The organism is Kribbella sp. CA-293567 (assembly GCF_027627575.1).
Classification (GTDB): Bacteria; Actinomycetota; Actinomycetes; order Propionibacteriales; family Kribbellaceae; genus Kribbella.
Window position 1 is genome coordinate 5,207,258 of the sequence record NZ_CP114065.1, and the last position, 19,234, is coordinate 5,226,491.

Here is a 19,234-nt window from a genome sequence, read left to right on the forward strand (position 1 = left end):
CGATGGCATCGGTACAGGAAGCGTTGCGGCTGCTCGGCGAGCTGGCCGACGAGTTGCAGAAGCGCCAGCCAGATATCCGGCTGTTCGACGCGTACTACCGCGGCGAGCACAACCTCGCGTACGCCTCGGACCAGTTCCGCGGGTTCTTCGCGAACCGCTACAAGGACTTCTCCGACAACTGGTGCGGGGTCGTGGCCGACGCTCCGACCGAGCGCCTCGAACTCATCGGGATCCGGCCGAAGGGCGGCGGGAAGAAGGCCGGCGACAAGCTGTGGGCGACGTGGCTGGAGAACGACGCCGATGCCCTGTCCGACCTGGCGTTCATCGACGCGATCATCGCCAAGCGGGCCTACGCGCTCGTCTGGGGTGACCCCGACACCGACGACGCGACGATCACCTGGGAGCACCCCTCGCAGGCGATCGTCGGATACCACCCCGAGACCCGCCGGCGCCGGGCCGGCCTGAAGCTGTGGGCTGACGAGAAGCTCGAGTACGCGACGCTGTACCTGCGCGACGAGGTGTGGAAATGGCAGCGATCGCGTACCCAGATCGAGAAGGGCCGCACTCAGTCCGGCCTGTACATCGTCGGATCGCTCGGCGGTTGGGAGAAGCGCAAGAACCTCCCCGAAGGCGAACCGTGGCCGCTGCCGAACCCGCTCGGTGAGGTACCGCTGGTCGAGCTGCCGAACCGGCCGCGGCTGATCGGCGAACCGCTGTCCGACATCGCCGGCACCGTCGCGATGCAGAACGCGACCAACCTGTTCTGGTCGTACCTGCTGAACGCCGGCGACTTCACCTCGTTCCCTCAGCGGGTGATCATGGGCCAGGAGCGCCCTGAGGTCCCGGTCCTCGACAAGGACGGCCAGGAGACCGGCACGACCAAGCCGCTCGATCTGGCGAAGTTCTCGGTCGAGCGCGTGGTGTGGCTGGAAGACCCAGAGGCCAAGATCAGCGAGTGGTCGGCCACCAACCTCGAGCAATACACCAAGGTCATCGAGGTCCAGGTCGGTCACATCGCAGCGCAGACCCGTACGCCGCAGCACTACCTCATCGGGAAGATGTCGAACCTGTCGGCCGACGCCTTGAAGGCGGCCGAGACCGGCCTGGTGAAGCGCACCGAGGAGAAGACCGAGCACTTCGGCCGCGCCATCCGCGAGGTGTTCCGGCTCGTCGCGCTGGTCCAGGGCGACGAGAAGCGGGCCCGTGCGGTTGCTGCCGGCGAGGTCCTGTGGAGGGACGTCGAATCCCGCTCGGACGCGCAGCGCGCCGATGCGCTGCTGAAGAAGAAGACCATCGGCTACCCGTTCGAGTGGCTGGCCGAGCAGGACGGCAACTCGCCGACCGAGGTGGCTCGCATCATGGAGATGCGCCGCGCCGAGCTCAACGACGAGACGCTCAACGGGCTGTTGAAGGACCCGGCCGGCGACGATGTGGACCGCGAACCGGAGCCGAGCCCGGATGCTTCAGTCCGCGCTTGAGCACTACCGGCGCCAGCAGCGGATCACGGCCCGCGGCCTAGTCGCGGCCCGGCGCTCCCGGGGCAACCTGCGCCGGCTGATGACGGCGGTGATCACGTTCCAGGAGGCCGCGGCCGCGGACGCAGCCGAGTCGGTCGGGCTGATGCTCGCCGAGCAGGGCATCAACCCTGCACCGCTGGCCGAGGTCCGGCCGGAGTCGTTCTCCGGGGTCGCGTCGGACGGCCGGCCGCTGGAATCGCTGCTCGAGCTCGCGGGCCCGGGCAACTTCGAGATGATCGTCGCCACTCAGCTGCGCGACGCCGGCCGGGTCGCCGCCGGCGTCGCGCTGACCGTCCGCCCGAACGCGGGCGGGTACGTGCGGATGCTCAACCCGCCATCGTGCCCGCGCTGCGCAGTACTGGCTGGGAAGTGGTTCGGGTGGAACGCCGGGTTCAAGCGGCACCCGAAGTGCGACTGCCGGCACATCCCCTCGAGGGAGAACCTGGCCGACGATCTGCGCACCGATCCGCAGCTGGCGTTCAAGAACGGGCAGATCCGCGGCCTGACCCGAGCCGAGACGAAGGCGCTCACCGAGGGCGCCGACATCGGTCAAGTCGTCAACGCGCGGCGCTCGATCTACATGGACGAGGCCGGCCACCGGTTCACCCGCGAATCGACCACTCGCCGCGGCATCTTTCGCGGTGGGCCGCGACCGACCCCTGAGCAGATCTACCGCAGCGCCGGCAAAGACCGGCAGAAGGCGGTCGAGCTGCTGCAGCGGTTCCGCTACATCATCTGACCTTCCCGCACGCAAGGTGCGGGCCGACCTCGCAACGAGGAGCACCATGAGTTACCTGCAGGAACTGCCCTACCACGAGACCCTCGTCCACCCCCGCACCGGCGAAGCCCTGCAGGCGGTCATGATCCGCGGTGACGGCCGCCCGGTGTGGCCCGTGATCGGCGCCTCGCCGGACGACCCGTCGAACGACGACGACCCCGACGACGACCCCGACAAGGACGACGACCCGGACGACGACGCCGACGACCCGGACAAGGACGATCCGGACGACGACGACAAGCCGCTGGGAAAGGCCGGCCAAAAGGCGCTCGACGCCATGAAGGCCAAGGAGCGCGCCGCCCGCCGCGAACTGCGCGACTGGAAGGCGCTCGGTCTCACGCCCGCGCAGGTCAAGGAACTGCAGGCCGGCAAGCCCAAGACCGGCGGCAAGAAGAAGGACGACGACGCCGACGGCGACGCGCCGGACGTCGAGAAGATCCGCGCCGACGCGAAGGCCGAGGCCGCTGCCGAGGTGCTGCGCGGGCGGGTCGAAGACAAGATCGAGGCCAAGGCCCGAGCGTTCGCCGACCCCGAGGACGCCGTCTCGATCCTGCTGCGCAACAACGACCTCGAGGACTTCCTCGACGGCGACAAGATCGACACCGAGGCGATCGCCGAAGCACTGAAAGACCTCGGAAAGAAGAAGCCCCACCTTCTTGCGCAAGGCAAGAAGTTCAAGGGCGGCGGTGATGGTGGCGCAAGGCCCCCGAAGAACGAACGTCCCAAATCCCTCGGCGAAGCGCTCGGCCGGCACTACAGCCCGTCGAAGTGACCTGCCACCACACCCAGTAGGAGAACACCATGCCCGTCACCCTTGCCGAAGCGCAGGTGAACGTACAGAGCGACATCGACTACGCAGTCATCGACCAGTTCCGCCGCTACTCGTGGCTGCTGGACCAGATCACCTTCGACGACTGCGTCAACCCCGGCACCGGCGGCGCGACCCTGACGTACGGCTACACGCGGCTCATCACCGCGGCCGCCGCGTCGTTCCGGTCCGTCAACGAGGAGTACGTGCCGGGCAAGGCCACCCGGCAGCGCTACACCTCCGACCTCAAGCCGCTCGGCGGTTCGTTCGAGGTCGACCGGGTCATCGCCCGCCTCGGCGCCTCGGCGACCAACGAAACCAGCTTCCAGCTGGAGCAGCTGATCAAGGCCACCCGCGCCAAGTTCGGCAACGAGGTCATCAACGGCGACGTCGCCGTCGACAGCGAGGGCTTCGACGGCCTCAACAAGGCGCTCGCCGGATCCACCACCGAGTACCTGCCGCTGACCAACGGCGTCGCCACCGGCTACCTGGACTGGACGTCGGGCACCGTCGACACCCAGGACGAGGCCCACGGCGCGCTCGACCGCCTCGACGAGTTCCTGTCGCTGGTCGAGGGCGGCGCCGACGCGATCATGGGCAACCGCAAGTCGATCACCCGTGTGCGGTCCCTGGCCCGCCGCGCCGGCTACTACAGCCGCGAGGAGGACGCCCTGGGCCGCCTGGTCGAGCGGTACGGCAACGCCGTCCTGGTCGACCTCGGCGACAACGTGTCCGGGTCGACGTCGACGCCGGTCGTGCCGATCGCCACCCGCGACGCCGACGGCGGCGGTGCCGGCGGCAACATCACCGGCCTGACCGACCTGTACGCCGTCCACTTCGGTCTCGACGGCTTCCACGGCGTCTCGACCGTCGGCGACCTGGCCTCGGTCTGGCTGCCGGACTTCACCACCGCCGGCGCGGTGAAGAAGGGCGAGGTCGAGATGGGGCCGGCCACCATGGTGCTCAAGCGCACCACCGCGGCCGCCGTCCTGCGCAACGTGAAGGTGCAGTGACCATGACCTATCTGGTGGTTGCTCCCGTCAAGGACTTCAACGGCGTCGTCTCGAACCAGGTGTTCGTCGACGGCGCTGCCGAAGTCACCGACCCGACCGTTCTGTGGTACTTCCGCGAGGCCGGCTACTTCGTCGAGGAGATCCCCGACGAGGTCGTCGACCTGGCCGACCAGGACCCGGCCGGCCAGAACCCGGGCGCCCCGGATCCGGCAACTCAAGGCGCCGCCGGTCAGACCCCGGACGGCAGCCCGGTGACTCCCGACGAGGACCCGAACCTGGTGAACCCACTCGACAAGGAGCCGGGCAGCCAGACCCTCCCGGACCCGGACGACGGCGACCTGGACGACGGCAGCCAGCCGCCGGCCGACCAGGGCGACGAGCAGCTGCTCGCCGGAGATCCGGGTGTCCCGAATCCGGCCGAGCTCGACAAGCCGCTCCACAAGCGGCGCGTCGACCAGCTGGTCGTGTTCGCGGGCGAGCAGGAGCCGCCGATCGAGCTGGGCGGCGCGACGAAGAAGGCCGACGTTCTCGCCGCGATCCAGGCGGAACTCGACAAGCGAGCCGACGTCGGCGATCCCGGCGACGGCTCCGACAGCGGCGACTCCGCGGGCGACCAGCCCACGCAGCCGACCGCCTGACGAAGGGAGGTCCGTCGTGGCTCTACCTGACCTGGCGTCTCCGGCGGACCTCTCCGCCCGCAACATGCCGACCGCAGCGCCGGCGCCGACGATGCTCAAGGTCGCGTCGTCGGTGGTTCGCGCTGCAGCCGGTTCGCCGATCCTGCAGAAGACCACCACGCTCGAGCTCACCGGCCGCTGGGACGAGGAGTACCTCGAGCTGCCGGGGCTGCCGATCGTGTCGGTCACCTCGGTCAAGGTCGACGGCCAGGCCGTCACCGACTACCGGCTCGACGGGCACCGGCTGTGGCGGGCCGGCGGATTCGGCGGCCAGCTGGCGATGGCGACGGTCGAGGTCACCTACATCCACGGTCTGCCCGAGGTGCCGCCGTTCGTCGTCGACCTGGTCTGTGCCCTGGTCGGCGCCGGTGTCAACGCCGCGGCCGAAGGCGGATACGAGTCGTCGGATCCGCGGGTGATCGCCGAGAAGATCGACGACTACTCGGTGACCTTCGCCGCCGGCGCCGAACGGGTCGCGTCGGTGATGGAACTGCCGGCGGGGACCAGGCGCTGGCTGCGCCGGTCGTTCGGCGGCGGCGCCGGGATGGTCACCCACCGGTGAGCGTTCTCACGCGGGGCCGGCGGGCCGCGAGACGGCGGATGCGCGACAGCTGCCGGCTGAACCAGCCCGACGTCAAAGGGCCGCTCGACGAGGCAACCGGGCAGTACACGCCGGTCGCCGGGCCTCTCAAGTACGCCGGGGCTTGCAAGGTCCAGCTGCGGGTGTCTGCGACCGGGTCGGATCCGGTCGCCGGAGACCGGGCGTTCACCGTGCTGCGGTACGAGCTCCACCTGTCGATGAGCGCGCCGGCTGCGGTCATCGACGACGTCGTGACCATCACCGCGGCCGCGTCGGATCCCGAGCTCGTCGGCCGCCGGTTCCGGGTCGCGGCGCTGGTTCACAAGACCGACCTGACCGCGCGCCGGCTGATCGTGGAGGAGGTGCAGAGCTGATGGGTGTCGAGTTCGACTTCTCCGAGTTCGACGACGTCCTGGCCGATCTCGACAAGGCGCCCGGCCGTGCAGTACCGAAGCTGACTGCCGCCACCAAAGCCGCTGCCGGCAAGATCCGGGAGGCGATGGTCAAGGACGCCACCGGGATTGGGCACGCGCCCCACTTCCCCCGGTCCATCACCGACGAGGTCAAGTTCGGCATCGGCCAGATCGGCGCCGAGATCGGCCCCGACAAGTCCCGCAAACAAGGTGCTCTCGGCAACATCTTGTACTTCGGTGGCAGCAAGTCCGGGCCGGTGCTGGACATCAACGGCCCACTCGACCAGGAGACCCCGGCGTACATCAAGGCCGTCGAAGACATCCTCGGAGACGTCCTGTGATCAGCGCGCATCTCGACGCCTTCACCGCGCTGATCGCCGCCCACACCCCGGCGATCATCTGGTACGTCGGAGAATCGCCGGCCTTGGCCGGCGGCGGCTACGTGACGCTCTACCCCGACACCGGCAACCGCGAACCGGTCGACCTGGCCGACGCCAACCCGATGCGGGTCTGGACCGTCACCGCGAACTACAGCGGCGACGACGTCGCCCAGGTCCTGCGCATCGCCGAACTGGTCGAGGCCGCACTCAAAAATCAGCGACCGACCGTACCCGGCCGATCCTGCAGCCGGATCAAGCGACTCATCGCCCGCCCCGTGACCCGCGATGACGACAACTCCCCAGCACGGTTCTCCGGCACCGACGTCTGGCGCTGGTACAGCACCCCCGCGCAGCCGCCTGCCTGACCGCCATCCCAGCGTCGTACACCCCACCCTCTGCCCCGCCATCGCGCGGGGCTTTCGCATGCAAGGAGCACCCTCATGGCGACAGTTCCCATCAAGCAGGCGGTCATCGGCGGCGTACTCGTGCCGTCGACCGACGCGACCGCCGGTCCCGACAAGATCGCGTGGAACGAGCGCGCGGCGGCTTTCGTCGAGAACGGCAACGCCGGCGCGGTGATCGTGACGGTGGTCGTTCCCGGCAACACCAAGTGGGGCCAGGCGTATCCCGACATTCCGTCGGTGTCGATCCCAGCCGGCGGCCGGGCAGTGATCGGCCCGTTCCCGAAGGAGCTCGCCGATCCGAACACCGGCCTCATCGACCTGACCGCGGTGCCGTTCGCGTCGGTCAAGTTCTACGGGATCTCGGTCTGATGGCCCCGACCTGGATCCGCGTCAAGGACGTCGACACCGGTCACGAGTTCGACCTGCACGAGGAAGACCCTCGGCTGCGCGGTACTGCGGTCGAGATCCTCAAGGACTACCCGGAGAACTCGAGCTCGACCGCGCGAGCTCGCGCGCCGAAGTTCCGGGTCGACAAGGCCGGCAAGCCCGTCGGCCCGACCGCCGACAGCGGCCAGGCCGACGCCGCCGGCAGCGGCGAGCAGCCACCGGAGGGCAACCCGCCGGCCGAGGGTGGCGCTGGCGACCCGGCCACGTCGCCGCCGGGCGACGACGTCGACGCGGACGCCGTGACGGACGACAGCCCGCCGGCGCCCGTCGACCACGACCAGGCCGAGGGCGATGCGCCCCCGGTCGAACAGCCGCCGGGCGATGACTCGGCCGACGACAAGACCACGGCCGGGAACTCGGCCAAGAAGCGAAGGAGCAACTGATGGCCGACATCCCCAGCACCCCGGCAGACGGCAACGTCAAGGCCCTGTGGGTCCCGTCGATCCTGAACCCCGAGGCCCCGACGCTGGTCGAGCTGACGGCCGGCACGGTGAAGGACTTCTCGTGCTACCTGACCGCCGACGGCTGGACCCCGGGTCTGGACGAGCAGGTGATCGCGGACTCGCGGCTGTGCGAGATCGAGACGTTCGAGCAGCCCGGCCGGGTCGCCCGCACGTTGACGTCGACCTACATCGACAACTCGAACACCGCGCTGCCGAACGACGCGTTCAACACCCTGATCCCCGGCTCGGTCGGGAACTGGGTCACCCGCCGCGGCAAGGCCTGGGACCTGCCGATCATCGCCGGCGACAAGGTCGACATCTGGCCGACCAAGTGCGGCCAGTACAGCGACCTCCCTCCGGAGGCCAACTCGGTGCTGAAGGTCGCGCAGAAGCAGTTCATCACCTCCCGCGTACGGCTGCGCCGCGCCGTCGTCTGACCCGTCCTCCCTGATCAGCGCGCCCGGTCCCCTCGGCTTCGGACCGGGCGCGCTGCTGTACCCCCACCACCCCCGAAGCCGAGAAGCCGAAGGAGCCGAACGTGAACAAGCAGGACATCAAGAAGGTGCGCGCCCTGATCCAGAAGCGCACGCGCCCGGAGTGGACCACCCCGATCTGCATGCGCGGCGACCTGGTCGCGGCGATGCTCGACCTGGACCGCCAGCTGGTCCGGATCAAGCAGGAGAACCCGACCCAGATGCTGGTCGGGAACACCAAGGCCCGCGAGATCGCCGAGCAGATGGCCAAGGTCCGCGCCGAGGCCGACGAGCACACGATCGTCGTCCGGATGCGCGGCCTGGAGAAGAAGGACTGGAAAGCGCTCGTCGCGCAGCACCCGCCGGAGGACCCGACCCAGGACTTCGCGGACTCGATCTACAACGACGCCATCCCGGCCTCGATCATCGAACCGGAGCTCGACGCCGAGACGCTGGACCAGTTCCTCGAGGGCGTCACCCAGGGCCAGTGGGACGAGCTCGCGGCCGCGGCCCACTTGGTGAACGTTGGTGACGGGCGCGTCCCTTTCTCCGGAAACGAATCGCGAGCTCGCCAGAGCTCCGAAGAGACCTCGCAACAGCCCGATCCTGGGGAGTAAGCCACCGGCGGTTCTTCGGGTGGGAGCCGGCCGAGACGCACGAGCACTTCGACGCCGAAGGCAACTACACCGGCAAGACCGTCGTGACCCGCGAACCGGAGTGGGACGACGACGACCGTGACTGGGCGCTAGCCCTCACGGAGTTCGAGAACAACCGCTGCCCCGTCTGTGGTGGGCAGCGCGAGGAGTGCTCCGACCCGGCCAGTGAAGGCCGCTGGGAAGTTCCGCTCCCGACCCGGTGTCACCGGGCGACGTCGCTGGCGCAGAAGCAGGCGCCGTACTACGCGGCGTCCGAGCCCGGCAAGGCCGCTGCAGCACATCCCGAGGCCCTCCTGTGGGAGGTCCACCGACGACCGTGACAGGGGGTGCTGCCGGGTGACCGATCGCACTGTTTCCGTGGGCCTGCAGCTGAAACTCGGCCAGTGGAGCGCGCAGCTGCGCACGGCTGTTGCCCAGGGCAAGAAGGCGATCGGTGACATCACCGACGAGGCGCACAAGAACCGCGGGTCACTCGACGACATGGCCCGCGGTTTCGCCGGCGTCGGCACTGCCGCCACCGCGGTCGGGGTGATCGCGGTCCAGCGGTTCGCCGCGTTCGACAAGGCCATGTCGTCGGTCAAGGCCTCGACCCGCGAGAACACCATCGGCATGGCCAAGCTGCGCGATGCCGCGCTCGACGCCGGCGCCAAGACGAAGTTCTCCGCTACGGAGGCTGCGCAGGGGATCGAGAACCTGGCCAAGGCCGGCGTCTCGACCACCGACATCCTGAACGGCGGACTCAACGGCGCGCTCGACCTGGCCGCTGCAGGTGAGCTCGCGGTCGCCGACGCCGGCGAGATCGCCGCGACGGCGATGACCCAGTTCAAGCTCAAGGGCAAGGACGTCCCGCACATCGCCGACCTACTCGCCGCGGCCGCCGGCAAAGCCCAGGGCGAAGTGTCCGACATGGCCCAGGCGCTCAACCAGTCCGGCCTGGTCGCGTCGCAGTTCAACCTGTCGATCGAGGAGACGACCGGCACCCTGGCCGCGTTCGCCGCGCAAGGCCTGATCGGGTCCGACGCCGGCACCAGCTTCAAGACGATGCTGCTGCAGCTGGCCAACCCCAGCAAGGAATCGCGCCGGCTCATGGACGAGCTCGGCATCTCCGCGTACGACGCGCAGGGCGCCTTCGTCGGCATCGGCCCGCTGGCCGAGCAGCTCAAGACCAAGCTGTCCGGGCTGACCCAGCAGCAGCGCGACCAGGCGCTCGCCACCATCTTCGGCAGCGACGCCATCCGCGCGGCCAACGTGCTGTACACCAACGGCGCCAAGGGCATCGCGGACTGGACCGGCAAGGTCGACGACGCCGGCTTCGCCTCCGAGACCGCCGCGACCAAGACCGACAACCTGTCCGGCGATATCGAGCGGCTCGGCGGCGCACTCGACACCGCGCTGATCAAGTCCGGATCCGGCGCCAACGACGTACTGCGCGGCCTGGCGCAAGGCGCCGACGCCGCGGTGACTGGCTTCGCCGGCCTGCCCGACGAGGTGCAGGCAGTCGCGGCCGGCCTGACCGCCGTGCTCGCGGTCGGTGGCCTCTCGGCAGCCGGCCTGCTGAAGGCAGCCTCGGCCGCCGGAGAGGCCCGCGAGTCCTGGTCGGCGCTCGGCCGGACCGGCAAGACGCTGACACTGTCGATGGGCGCCGTCGGCGTAGTACTGACCGGCGCCGTCGCCCTGTACAGCGTGTTCGCGAAGCGGAACGCCGACGCCGCGGCCAAGGTCAAGGACCTGTCCGGGACGCTCGACGAGCAGACCGGCGCCATCACCAAGAGCACGAGGTCCTACGTCGCGGCCGAGCTCGCCCAGAGTGGTCTAGCGAAGAAGGCCAAAGACCTCGGTCTTGACCTGTCGAAGATCACCGATGCTGCGCTCGGCAACGACCAGGCGATGAAGGATGTTGTCGGCAGCCTCGACGCTGTGATCAGGGCCAACACCCAGGTCGGCAACTCCTACACCGGCAACAACAAGACCCTGAGTGCCACCGGTCTCGCGGCGAAGCAGCTGAAGGAAGAGCTCGTCGGCACCAATGGCGCCCTGACCAAGGCGCAGCAGGAGCACAAGCTCACCGCTGAGGGCGCGAAGGTCAACAAGGAGTCGATCGACGGCGTCGCCGCAGCCAACAAGAAGGCTGCCGAGGATGTGAAGGCCGCGGCCAAGGCCTTCGACAAAGAGGCCGAGAGCATCACCAAGGCCAACAACGCGATGCTCGACAGCCGCGGTCTGCTGCGCGACTTCCAGGCAGCGCTCGCCGACGCGCGCGAGTCGCTGAAGGAGAACGGCCGGTCGCTGGACATCACCACCGAGAAGGGCCGCAAGAACCAGGAGGCGCTCGACGGCGTCGCCGACGCCGGTCTCGCGGTGGTCGAGTCGATGCGCGAGCAGGGCAAGGCGCAGCCGCAGATCCAGGCGGCATTCACCTCGCAACGTGAGCAGCTGCTGCAGGTGGCGACCAGGTTCTACGGGTCGAAGGCCGCGGCCGAGGCCTACGTCGAAGCCGTGTTCTCGATCCCGAAGAGCAGCACCACCGCAGTACGGGCTGACACCAAGGACATCGACGCGAAGCTCGCCCGCGCCCGGGCACAGCTGAACGACAAGAACCTCACCAAGGAACGCCGGGCGAAGCTGACCGCCGAGATCGCGCAGCTGCTCGCCGCGAAGAAGCAGGCCCAGGCCGCGATCGACAGCCTGCGCGGCAAGAACGTCGACATCACCGTCACCACCTACAAGAACATGATCGAGAACTTCGTCCCGGCGAAGACCAAGGGTGTGGAGATCGCCCGGGCCAGTGGCGGGATCCTGCCGGGCGAGCCCTCCGGGGTCGACAACATGGTGATCGCGGCCGCGTCGGGCGAGTTCGTCATCAACGCGCGCCAGACCAAGAAGCACCGCGCGCAGCTCGAGGCGATCAACGCCGGTCTCGACGGGTACGCCACCGGCGGCCTGGTCGGCGGCAACCGCCTGGTCGACGTCAACTATCTGCTCGGCCAGCTGGCCAAGCAGTTCAACCCACTCGAAGGCGTGAACTTCAGCGCGACGCTGAAGAACCAGACCAACACCCGCTCGGCCGCCGCCTCGGCACAGCGGACCGCGGCCCGCGCCAACACCGTCGAGGCGAACGCGAAGGCCGAGGTCGCCCGCGGCCTGGCGGCCGAGAAGCAGCAGCGCGCCCGGATCGCCCGGCTGCGCTCCGAGAAGGCGTCGACCAAGACGATCGCGGACGCCAACCGCGAACTCGAGCGCCGCATCGCCGCCACCAACAAGGCGAAGGCAGCCGCCGTCGCCGCGACAAAGGCCAGCGAGAAGGCCGACGCCGTCTACAAGGCGAAGCTCGACGCCGCCACCAGAGCCAACGAGGCGCACCAGCGGTCGATCGAGGCGATCGTCGCCGCGCAGAAAGACGCGGTCGCACTGGCCGACCAGATCTCCACCGGCCTCAAGTCCGGGTCCGGCCTGGCCGACCTGTTCGGGATGTCCGGCACCGGCAAGGGGCTGCTCGGCGACCTGCAGGCCCAGGGCAAGGAACTCGCCGCGTTCCGTGGCCAGATCGAACGGCTGCGAAAGGCCGGCCTTTCCGAGACCCTCATCGGGCAGATCGTGTCCAGCGGCGCCGACGCCGGCAGCGAGATCGCCCAAGCCATCCTGTCCGGAGGCCTCGGCCTGGTCGCCTCGCTCAACGCCGCACAGAAGGCACTCGAGGCCCAGGCCAATCTGATCGGCGCCGGATCAGCCACCGCCCAGTACGGCGGCAAGAACATCCTCACCGGCCGTGCCGACGGCGGATCGGTCCAGGCCTACAAGGACTACTGGGTCGGCGAGCGCGGCCCGGAGATCCTGCGGATGGGCGGCCGGCCCGGCCGCGTCGAGCCCAACCACGTCGTCGACCCCGATCGGTACTTCGCCGGCAACCGCTTCAGTGGCCACGGAGCCGGCGGCCAGCCGGTCGTGGAGAAGCAGGTCATCTTGCAGCAGACCTTCACCGGGACCGACTACCGCACCGCCGACGTCATCGGTCACCGCACGCTGGCCGCTGCCCGATTCGCAGGGAAGGCCTGACCATGCCGATGCCCGACGAAGCCCAGGTCGACCTCAACGGGCTGCAGATCAACAACGGCCCGGACGCGGACGGCGTGACAGTCACCTGCAGCAAGATCACTGGCTGGGGAGTCCCGGCCCCGACCGGTGGCGGGATCCAGCGGTCCGGGACCGACGGCGGCACCAGCCCTACCCAGTGGACCGGGCCGCGGCTCGTCACGATCACCGGCCAAGTCCAGGCGCCGACCCGGGAACTACGGGAGGCAGCCGTCGACGACTTCAACGCTCGCGTCGACCTCGATCTGTTCCCGCTCCGGATCACCGAGACCAAGGCGCTGCAGACGCTCGCCCGGCAGAACAGCGCAGTGGAATGGAACGACGACACCGACGTGCTGTGGTCCTACAGCGCCGAGCTCTACTGCCCCGACTCGACCAGGTACGGCGTCATCCCCCGCCACCTCGAGCTGCGCCTGCCGTCCAGCACCGGCGGGCTGCGCGTACCGATCCGCGTACCGATCCGCGTCACCGGTACGTCGCAGACCGGAGACGGCGCCGAGGTCAACGCCGGCAACAAGGCCGTCTTCCCCACGATCCGGTTCGACGGCCCTTGCAGCCACCCGTCACTGACCAACGTCACCACCAGCCGATCCCTTACCTACAAGGGCGATCTCGGCGTTGGTGAGTTCGTGGAGATCAGCACCAAGTACCAGTCCGCGCTGCTGATGGGGACCGCGTCGCGCGGCGGCCTGGTCGGCGGCGAGTTCTGGGCGATCGCGCCGAAGACCACCAACACCATCGCTTTCCGAGCCGCGTCCGGCACGACCGCCGCGCTGGCAACCGTCGACTGGCTCGACGGCTACAGATGAGGAGCACCTGATGGGCGAACCGTTCTGGATCACCTACGAGGCCGGCGCAGCGGGCCCGGAGCTGACCGCGGGCGAGCTGCGCCAGATCGAGGCCGCGTTCTTCGAGGGGCCCGGGGGCGGCCGCGTGTTCTCTGGCGTGAAGTACGGCACCGGGCTGGTCAGCCTGGCCGGTACGACGATCACGCACCAGGCGCTCAACTTCGTCATCCAAGGTCTCACCACCACGACCGGCGCCTACGTCGGGTACGAGCCTCAGGCAACAAAGACGCTGCAGGCCGCACACGCGACACTGGCCCGGGTCGACCGGGTTTGGGTCGAAGTCCAAGATCACGAGGTCGACGCGTCAAACCAGCGGCGCAGCATCGTTGTCTACGCACCCGGCGCGCCGGGCGGCGCGGCCGCGACCGTCCCGACCACCGCGGTGTTGATGGCCGAGATCAACGTGCCGATCAACAACACCCTCGGCGCGACAGTCACCGACAAGCGGACCTACTACAACCCACCGCCCAAGATTGACCGCTTCAACGCCGACGGCACCTGGAACGAACCGGCTGGCTGCAAGTGGTTCAAGGTCCGGGTCCAGGCCGGCGGCGGCGGTGGCGGTGGATGCCTGGGTGTGGCCGGTACTGCGCATGGTGAAGGCGGCGGCGGTGGTGGCGGCGGCTACACCGAGAAGATCTATCCGGCTGGTGCCCTTGGTGCTTCCGTGGCGGTCACCGTGGGGGCGGGAGGTATCGGCGGCACACCTTCGTCGTCGAAGGGAGCAGACGGCGGCGCGAGCTCGGTCGGTGGCCTGACCGCCAACGGCGGTATCGGTGGTTCGCAGGGCACCGTCGGCGCCGGCAATACAGCAGCGAGCGGCGGCGCGGGTGGCACCGCGACCGGCGGCGACCTGAACGTCTCCGGATCCGACGGCGGCCAAGGCCGGGTACTCAGCGGTGTCTCGGCTCTCCACGGCTGGGGCGGCGCCTCGTACCTGGGCGGCTCGGCGCAGGCCAGGACCGCGATCGGCGCGGGCAACTCCGGAAAGCAGTACGGCGGCGGTGGCAGTGGTGCGTTCGTGACGACGGCGAACCAGTCCGGCGGGCCCGCTGCGGACGGCGTCGTCATCTTCGAGGCGCACTTCCGGTGACCATCGCTGTCGAGTCGTTCGGCCTACTGTCTGCCGGCGGCGCCCAGATGCAGCCGCCGCCGGTCGCGCAGCCGGCGTATCGGTGGCATGCCTGTGACTTCAAGACCGGTCGCCGCCTGGAGATCCTGCCGTTGCGCGGTACGCCGTCCAAGCTGATCGGCGCACCGACCACCCTCGACCTGACCTGCGACCTGGCCGAGCTCGGCGCCGGCGTCGACTTCTGGGGATCGACCATCCCTCGGCGCACGCTGATCGCGCTCGAGCGGACCTACCCGGGCGAGGAGACCAGCGACCTGCCCTGGGTCGGGGTCGTCACGTCCCGCCCGACCCGCGGCAACACCTCCACTGCGCAACTCGGCGCGACCACGATCGAAGGCGTGCTCAACCGGCGCTACGCCGGCAACCACATCTACACCGGCGAGGCCGGCCACACCGACGCGCAGATCATCACCGATCTGATCGCCGACGCGAACGTCGAGGGCTGGAACATCGGCCTGGACCTGGTCGGCCTCACCACCACCCGCAGCATCCGCTACAAGGCCCCAGAGCGGCGCACCGTGCTGTCCTGCCTGCAGGAGCTGTCCGGCTACGCGAACGGCCCGGAGTGGACCATCAACGGCTGGTGGAACGGCGACGCCGTCGGCCTCACCCTCGTCGGCCGGCCCCGGCTGGGCACCGCGTCGACCGACCCGAACGCCGTGTTCCGGTGGCCCGGCATGGTTCACGCCTACAACGCCGGCGAAGACCACACCGAAGGCGTCGGCGCGAACGCCGTCACCGCAGTGGCCAACGGGCAGGGCAGCTCGACCCCGTCGGCCACCGCCCGCAACGAGTCCGACATCGCGATCGCCGGCCGCTGGGAAGCGACCACCACGAAGGCCTCCGCCCGCGCAACCGAGCTGCCCGGCGCGGCCGCGGCCGACGTCGCCCGCATGGTCGACGGCCAAACCATCTACACCCTCACCGCCGACGCGACCCGATGCCCGCAGGTCGAGCGCGACTTCCCGATCGGCTCCGACGTCCGGTTCACCGTCGCCGCCGCCATGGTCGACCGGCCCGGCCCACCGTCGTACGGCCACCCCGCCGGCCTCGACATCGTCGCCCGCGCGTTCGGCTGGACCCTCGACATCGACGCGAACAACTTCCTGCCCGTGCTGTGGCAGCCCGGAGAGGACAACCCCACCTGATGGCCACCCCAACGCCCCTGTCCGACGGACCGGAATGGATCAACCAGCGCCTCGCCGAGATGCAACGCCAGATCGAAGAGCTCCGCGGCGCCGTCACCTTGGAATCGGCGATCATCGAAGACGGCGACCTGGTCGTCGACGGCGGCGCGATCAAGTCTCGCGACTACAACGGCACCACCCTGTTCTACCTCGGCAACATCTCCCCCAACCTCGACGACGGGCGTCCGCAGCGCGGCATGATCATGCGCCGCAACGACGAGTCGATCGCCCTCGCACTGTTCGACGCCTTCCCCGGCGACGGGACACCGGCCAACTACCGCCAGGCCCTCAACTGGTACGACCGCGGCGGCAACGTCGTGGTCGCCGACGACACCGACGGCGGCATCGGCCTCGCCCGCCCGTACGTGCCGTACGCGGTCACCAGCGGCGCCGACAACCAGAACGTCACCGCCGCCACCTTCACCGAAACCCACACCCTCGCCGGGCCGCGCCAGCACCCCAAGATGACCGTCGGCATCTCGGCGTTCGCATCCGACGGCACCACCGCCGGCGAGGTCCGGATCGTAGCCGGCGCCACCGTGCTGGCCGGCCCAACCGTCATCCCCGCTGGCGGCTCGATCGCACCCGCCTACGTCTTCCCACTCCCTGCCGCCACCCACATGGCGCTCGAGTACATCGCGATCCAGGCCCGCCGTACCGCGGGCGCCGGCAACATCATCGTCCGCCCCTTCTTCGCCTACGGGATCCAGACATGACCGAGATGCAAGCAGAAGGCCTGACGTTCGGCGCCGACTCGATCCCCGAGCAGCTCTGGCAAGGCGAGTGGGTGCCCGCTCCGGATCAGCCCGTCGATGCCGAAGGCAAGTACCGGCCCCGCCCACCCACCCCCTCCGAATAGGAGCCGACATGACCCGCTGGAATCCTCTCCGAGGCGCGCGAGGGTGGGTGTTGCTGCCGCTGGCAGGCTTCGCTGCGACCCGGGCACTCGCCTACGTCCCCAGCAATCAGCCGGCCAAACTGCCAGGCGCGCTCGATCTGATCTCGGCGTACGTCCCGCTGTCGGCGTACGTCGTCGGCTGGTTTCTCGCCGCGGTGCTGCTGCTCACCGCGTCGGTCTGCCGCCGGGCAGACACGATCGCCATCGTCGTACTGAGCACGATGTGGGTCATCTGGGGCGGCGCCTATCTCGCGGCCTGGGTGATCGCCTGCTTCAACGACGAAACGTCACGCGAGTGGCTGAACGCCAGCACCTACCTGTTCCCCTGGCTCGCCGTCATCGGGCTGCTCACACGGTCAGCCGTGTCCGAGCAACCTGCGGTGGCTCATGAGTGAGGGCGCGGTTGTCTCAATCGTCCTAGGAGTCCTCAGCCTGGTCGGCGTCGTGGTCGTTGCCAAGCTCAACAAGTCCAGGCCGAAGGCCGAGGTCACGCAGCAGCAGATCACGGAACTCAAAACCGAGATCACCGACCTGAAGACCCAGGCCGAGTCCGCGCGCCGACACCGGCTCATCACCGACGACTACATCTTCCAGCTGCGCCGGACGATCGAGGCCGCCGACCTCGAGGTACCGCCGTGGCCACCTCAACTCACCTCACCCTGACGATCGGAGTAGGCAACCATGGTTGATTACTACAAGGCCGCGTCGCTCGAGGCCTTCGGCGAGGAGATGGACCGCCGGTGGCCGAACCGGGCCAACGACGGATGGATCGGTGATCCGTCGCACCAGGCGCGCAAGTCCGACCACAACCCCGACTGGGATGCCGGCGGCGTCGTGCGGGCGATCGACGTCTACATCAAGGGCATCGACAAGGCCGCGGTCATCGCGGCCGCTCTCCGGGATCCGCGGACGGCGTACATCATCCACGACCGCAAGATCGCGTCGGCCACCGACGACGGGCAGCCGTGGGACTGGGAGCCGTACGACGGCGACCCGCACGAGAAGCACATCCACATCAGCATCAAGCACACCCGTGCTGCTGAGACCAACACCGCCGCCTGGTTCAAGAAGGCGGCACCAGCCGAGGAGGACGAAGTGAAGGAAGCCGACATCGAGGCGATCGCCACCCGCGTCTACAGGAAGCTGGAGCCGCGGCTCCAGGCCTACACCCAGGACCTGAAGACGTTCGAGCGGCAGACCGACGGCCCCGACGCGCTGCGCGCCGGCCAGGCGGCCGAGGCCGAGATCCTGACGACGGCGAACATCGACCGGATCGCGACCGCCGTCGCCGCGAAGATCACGGCGGCCGCCACCCCAAAAGCCTGACTGTCGCCGACCTCCGGGCCATGTTCCCCGGCCGCGTCGGCGACACAGCAATCGTCGAGGCCGGCCTGCCCGGCTTGCTCGAGCAGATGACCGTTGCCGAGATCAACAGTCCGCGCCGTGTGGCCGCGTTCCTGGCGACCCTCGCGCACGAGTCCGCCTTCGAGTACAACGCGAAGCAGCGCGGCTCGACCGCGGCCTTCGCCGGGCGCGGCTACATCCAGCTGACCGGGGTGAAGAACTACGAGGCCGCCGGCGATCGCCTCGGCGTCGACCTGGTCGCCAAGCCCGACCTCGCGCAGTCGCTTGAGTGGTCGGCCCGGATCGCCCGCTGGTACTGGACCGTGGCTCGGCGCTGCAACCCCATGGCCGACGCCCTGCAGATGGGCAAGGTCAACGCCGCGATCGGCTACCCGATCGGCGACGGAACCGAAGACGCTCGCCGCTGCGAGTCGTTCAAGATCGCACTGCGCCACCTGACCGGCACCGTGCCGGACGGCATCAGCTGCGCGCGGTGAACTCGAGAATGGAGCAAGGAATGACCCCCACCATCGGCCGGATCGTCCACTACACGATCACCGCGGACGAGGCCAAGCAGATCAACAACCGCCGGCGTGACGCCGACGCCCACAGCGCCTCCAAGCGCCACACCGGCTACGTCACTCACGCCGGCAACGAGGCCGAGGCCGGCCAGACCTTCCCGCTGCTGATCACCCGCGTCTGGGGTGACGAGCCCGGGGCGGCCGTCAACGGCCAGATCTTCCTCGACGGCAACGACACCCTCTGGGTGACCAGCGCCACCGAGGGCGACGGCGAGCGCCACTACCAGTGGCCGCAGAGGACCAACTCGTGATCACCCAGTCGAAGTACCCGTGGCGGGCGGTCACTCGCACGGTGTTCGCCGGCGTGGTCGGCGCGGCCGCCATGGCACCGCTGGTCTACCAGGCTGCCACCCAGCAGGACCCCGCTGCAGCGGGCGGCTGGGCAGCGACCGGCCTCGCGATCGCCGGCGCCATCACCCGGGTGATGGCGCTGCGCCAGGTGAACGACCTGCTGCAGAAGGTCCTGCCGTTCCTCGCGGCCGCGCCGAAGGCAGACAGCTAGTCCAGCTCAGTACGACGTACGGCGCCCCGCTCCCTATCCAGGGAGCGGGGCGCCTTCTCGCGTC

At 69.3% G+C, this 19,234-nt stretch carries 26 protein-coding genes; all 26 read left to right on the top strand.

Annotated elements, in window-relative coordinates:
• Positions 1–2 precede the first annotated feature (2 nt).
• Positions 3–1,478: a phage portal protein gene (locus OX958_RS23850; protein WP_270131524.1), complete on the top strand. Its 1,476-nt coding sequence runs from the start codon at positions 3–5 to the stop codon at positions 1,476–1,478.
• Positions 1,459–2,256 (top strand): hypothetical protein, encoded by a 798-nt coding sequence (locus OX958_RS23855; RefSeq protein ID WP_270131526.1) that lies wholly within the window; start codon positions 1,459–1,461, stop codon positions 2,254–2,256. The genes OX958_RS23850 and OX958_RS23855 overlap by 20 nt, the downstream gene beginning before the upstream one ends.
• 46 nt (positions 2,257–2,302) lie before the next feature.
• On the top strand, positions 2,303–3,067 hold the full coding sequence (locus OX958_RS23860; protein WP_270131528.1) for a hypothetical protein: 765 nt from the start codon (positions 2,303–2,305) through the stop codon (positions 3,065–3,067).
• 29 nt (positions 3,068–3,096) lie between these two features.
• Entirely contained in the window at positions 3,097–4,116 is a 1,020-nt protein-coding gene (locus OX958_RS23865) for a major capsid protein (protein ID WP_270131530.1), read from the top strand.
• A 2-nt stretch (positions 4,117–4,118) separates the two neighbouring features.
• On the top strand, positions 4,119–4,754 hold the full coding sequence (locus OX958_RS23870; RefSeq protein WP_270131532.1) for a hypothetical protein: 636 nt from the start codon (positions 4,119–4,121) through the stop codon (positions 4,752–4,754).
• A gap of 16 nt (positions 4,755–4,770) precedes the next feature.
• On the top strand, positions 4,771–5,355 hold the full coding sequence (locus OX958_RS23875) for a hypothetical protein (protein ID WP_270131534.1): 585 nt from the start codon (positions 4,771–4,773) through the stop codon (positions 5,353–5,355).
• A complete protein-coding gene (locus tag OX958_RS23880) occupies positions 5,352–5,747 on the top strand; it encodes a DUF6093 family protein (RefSeq protein ID WP_270131536.1) in 396 nt (131 codons plus the stop codon). The genes OX958_RS23875 and OX958_RS23880 overlap by 4 nt, the downstream gene beginning before the upstream one ends.
• Entirely contained in the window at positions 5,747–6,127 is a 381-nt protein-coding gene (locus OX958_RS23885; protein WP_270131537.1) for a hypothetical protein, read from the top strand. Before OX958_RS23880 ends, OX958_RS23885 begins: the two co-directional genes overlap by 1 nt.
• The gene (locus OX958_RS23890) at positions 6,124–6,531 is read left to right on the top strand and encodes a hypothetical protein (RefSeq protein WP_270131539.1); all 408 of its coding nucleotides are present in this window, start codon (positions 6,124–6,126) and stop codon (positions 6,529–6,531) included. Before OX958_RS23885 ends, OX958_RS23890 begins: the two co-directional genes overlap by 4 nt.
• A gap of 75 nt (positions 6,532–6,606) precedes the next feature.
• Positions 6,607–6,939, top strand: coding sequence for a hypothetical protein (locus OX958_RS23895; RefSeq protein WP_270131541.1), 333 nt, complete (start codon positions 6,607–6,609; stop codon positions 6,937–6,939).
• The gene (locus OX958_RS23900) at positions 6,939–7,400 is read left to right on the top strand and encodes a hypothetical protein (RefSeq protein WP_270131543.1); all 462 of its coding nucleotides are present in this window, start codon (positions 6,939–6,941) and stop codon (positions 7,398–7,400) included. Before OX958_RS23895 ends, OX958_RS23900 begins: the two co-directional genes overlap by 1 nt.
• The gene (locus tag OX958_RS23905; protein ID WP_270131545.1) at positions 7,400–7,897 is read left to right on the top strand and encodes a phage tail tube protein; all 498 of its coding nucleotides are present in this window, start codon (positions 7,400–7,402) and stop codon (positions 7,895–7,897) included. Before OX958_RS23900 ends, OX958_RS23905 begins: the two co-directional genes overlap by 1 nt.
• A 101-nt stretch (positions 7,898–7,998) precedes the next feature.
• Complete coding sequence (locus tag OX958_RS23910) at positions 7,999–8,550, top strand: hypothetical protein (protein ID WP_270131546.1); 552 nt, start codon at positions 7,999–8,001, stop codon at positions 8,548–8,550.
• An 83-nt stretch (positions 8,551–8,633) separates the two neighbouring features.
• Entirely contained in the window at positions 8,634–8,909 is a 276-nt protein-coding gene (locus tag OX958_RS23915) for a hypothetical protein (RefSeq protein ID WP_270131547.1), read from the top strand.
• A 16-nt stretch (positions 8,910–8,925) separates the two neighbouring features.
• The gene (locus OX958_RS23920; protein ID WP_270131548.1) at positions 8,926–12,642 is read left to right on the top strand and encodes a phage tail tape measure protein; all 3,717 of its coding nucleotides are present in this window, start codon (positions 8,926–8,928) and stop codon (positions 12,640–12,642) included.
• Positions 12,643–12,644: 2 nt separating this feature from the next.
• A complete protein-coding gene (locus tag OX958_RS23925; protein ID WP_270131549.1) occupies positions 12,645–13,487 on the top strand; it encodes a hypothetical protein in 843 nt (280 codons plus the stop codon).
• A 10-nt stretch (positions 13,488–13,497) separates the two neighbouring features.
• The gene (locus OX958_RS23930; protein ID WP_270131550.1) at positions 13,498–14,619 is read left to right on the top strand and encodes a glycine-rich domain-containing protein; all 1,122 of its coding nucleotides are present in this window, start codon (positions 13,498–13,500) and stop codon (positions 14,617–14,619) included.
• The gene (locus OX958_RS23935) at positions 14,616–15,806 is read left to right on the top strand and encodes a hypothetical protein (RefSeq protein WP_270131551.1); all 1,191 of its coding nucleotides are present in this window, start codon (positions 14,616–14,618) and stop codon (positions 15,804–15,806) included. Before OX958_RS23930 ends, OX958_RS23935 begins: the two co-directional genes overlap by 4 nt.
• Positions 15,806–16,561 (top strand): hypothetical protein, encoded by a 756-nt coding sequence (locus OX958_RS23940; protein WP_270131552.1) that lies wholly within the window; start codon positions 15,806–15,808, stop codon positions 16,559–16,561. Before OX958_RS23935 ends, OX958_RS23940 begins: the two co-directional genes overlap by 1 nt.
• On the top strand, positions 16,558–16,704 hold the full coding sequence (locus OX958_RS23945) for a hypothetical protein (RefSeq protein ID WP_270131553.1): 147 nt from the start codon (positions 16,558–16,560) through the stop codon (positions 16,702–16,704). The genes OX958_RS23940 and OX958_RS23945 overlap by 4 nt, the downstream gene beginning before the upstream one ends.
• Positions 16,705–16,712: 8 nt before the next feature.
• Complete coding sequence (locus OX958_RS23950) at positions 16,713–17,138, top strand: hypothetical protein (protein ID WP_270131554.1); 426 nt, start codon at positions 16,713–16,715, stop codon at positions 17,136–17,138.
• On the top strand, positions 17,131–17,406 hold the full coding sequence (locus tag OX958_RS23955) for a hypothetical protein (protein WP_270131556.1): 276 nt from the start codon (positions 17,131–17,133) through the stop codon (positions 17,404–17,406). Before OX958_RS23950 ends, OX958_RS23955 begins: the two co-directional genes overlap by 8 nt.
• Positions 17,407–17,424: 18 nt before the next feature.
• On the top strand, positions 17,425–18,069 hold the full coding sequence (locus OX958_RS23960; RefSeq protein WP_270131557.1) for a hypothetical protein: 645 nt from the start codon (positions 17,425–17,427) through the stop codon (positions 18,067–18,069).
• A 20-nt stretch (positions 18,070–18,089) separates the two neighbouring features.
• Positions 18,090–18,584 carry a glycoside hydrolase family 19 protein gene (locus OX958_RS23965; protein WP_270131559.1) on the top strand — a complete coding sequence of 165 codons (495 nt, stop codon included), beginning with the start codon at positions 18,090–18,092 and terminating at the stop codon, positions 18,582–18,584.
• Positions 18,585–18,604: 20 nt separating this feature from the next.
• Positions 18,605–18,919, top strand: a complete 315-nt coding sequence (locus OX958_RS23970; RefSeq protein WP_270131560.1) for a hypothetical protein — start codon at positions 18,605–18,607, stop codon at positions 18,917–18,919.
• Positions 18,916–19,170, top strand: coding sequence for a hypothetical protein (locus tag OX958_RS23975; protein ID WP_270131562.1), 255 nt, complete (start codon positions 18,916–18,918; stop codon positions 19,168–19,170). The genes OX958_RS23970 and OX958_RS23975 overlap by 4 nt, the downstream gene beginning before the upstream one ends.
• Positions 19,171–19,234: the final 64 nt, after the last annotated feature.

Coding starts and splice junctions, on each gene's coding strand:
- OX958_RS23865 (WP_270131530.1), top strand. CDS start 3,097: ATGCCCGTCACCCTTGCCGAAGCGCAGGTGAACGTACAGAGCGACATC.
- OX958_RS23905 (WP_270131545.1), top strand. CDS start 7,400: ATGGCCGACATCCCCAGCACCCCGGCAGACGGCAACGTCAAGGCCCTG.
- OX958_RS23925 (WP_270131549.1), top strand. CDS start 12,645: ATGCCGATGCCCGACGAAGCCCAGGTCGACCTCAACGGGCTGCAGATC.
- OX958_RS23900 (WP_270131543.1), top strand. CDS start 6,939: ATGGCCCCGACCTGGATCCGCGTCAAGGACGTCGACACCGGTCACGAG.
- OX958_RS23870 (WP_270131532.1), top strand. CDS start 4,119: ATGACCTATCTGGTGGTTGCTCCCGTCAAGGACTTCAACGGCGTCGTC.
- OX958_RS23945 (WP_270131553.1), top strand. CDS start 16,558: ATGACCGAGATGCAAGCAGAAGGCCTGACGTTCGGCGCCGACTCGATC.
- OX958_RS23930 (WP_270131550.1), top strand. CDS start 13,498: ATGGGCGAACCGTTCTGGATCACCTACGAGGCCGGCGCAGCGGGCCCG.
- OX958_RS23955 (WP_270131556.1), top strand. CDS start 17,131: ATGAGTGAGGGCGCGGTTGTCTCAATCGTCCTAGGAGTCCTCAGCCTG.
- OX958_RS23885 (WP_270131537.1), top strand. CDS start 5,747: ATGGGTGTCGAGTTCGACTTCTCCGAGTTCGACGACGTCCTGGCCGAT.
- OX958_RS23970 (WP_270131560.1), top strand. CDS start 18,605: ATGACCCCCACCATCGGCCGGATCGTCCACTACACGATCACCGCGGAC.
- OX958_RS23895 (WP_270131541.1), top strand. CDS start 6,607: ATGGCGACAGTTCCCATCAAGCAGGCGGTCATCGGCGGCGTACTCGTG.
- OX958_RS23860 (WP_270131528.1), top strand. CDS start 2,303: ATGAGTTACCTGCAGGAACTGCCCTACCACGAGACCCTCGTCCACCCC.
- OX958_RS23950 (WP_270131554.1), top strand. CDS start 16,713: ATGACCCGCTGGAATCCTCTCCGAGGCGCGCGAGGGTGGGTGTTGCTG.
- OX958_RS23940 (WP_270131552.1), top strand. CDS start 15,806: ATGGCCACCCCAACGCCCCTGTCCGACGGACCGGAATGGATCAACCAG.
- OX958_RS23850 (WP_270131524.1), top strand. CDS start 3: ATGGCATCGGTACAGGAAGCGTTGCGGCTGCTCGGCGAGCTGGCCGAC.
- OX958_RS23965 (WP_270131559.1), top strand. CDS start 18,090: ATGTTCCCCGGCCGCGTCGGCGACACAGCAATCGTCGAGGCCGGCCTG.
- OX958_RS23960 (WP_270131557.1), top strand. CDS start 17,425: ATGGTTGATTACTACAAGGCCGCGTCGCTCGAGGCCTTCGGCGAGGAG.
- OX958_RS23855 (WP_270131526.1), top strand. CDS start 1,459: ATGCTTCAGTCCGCGCTTGAGCACTACCGGCGCCAGCAGCGGATCACG.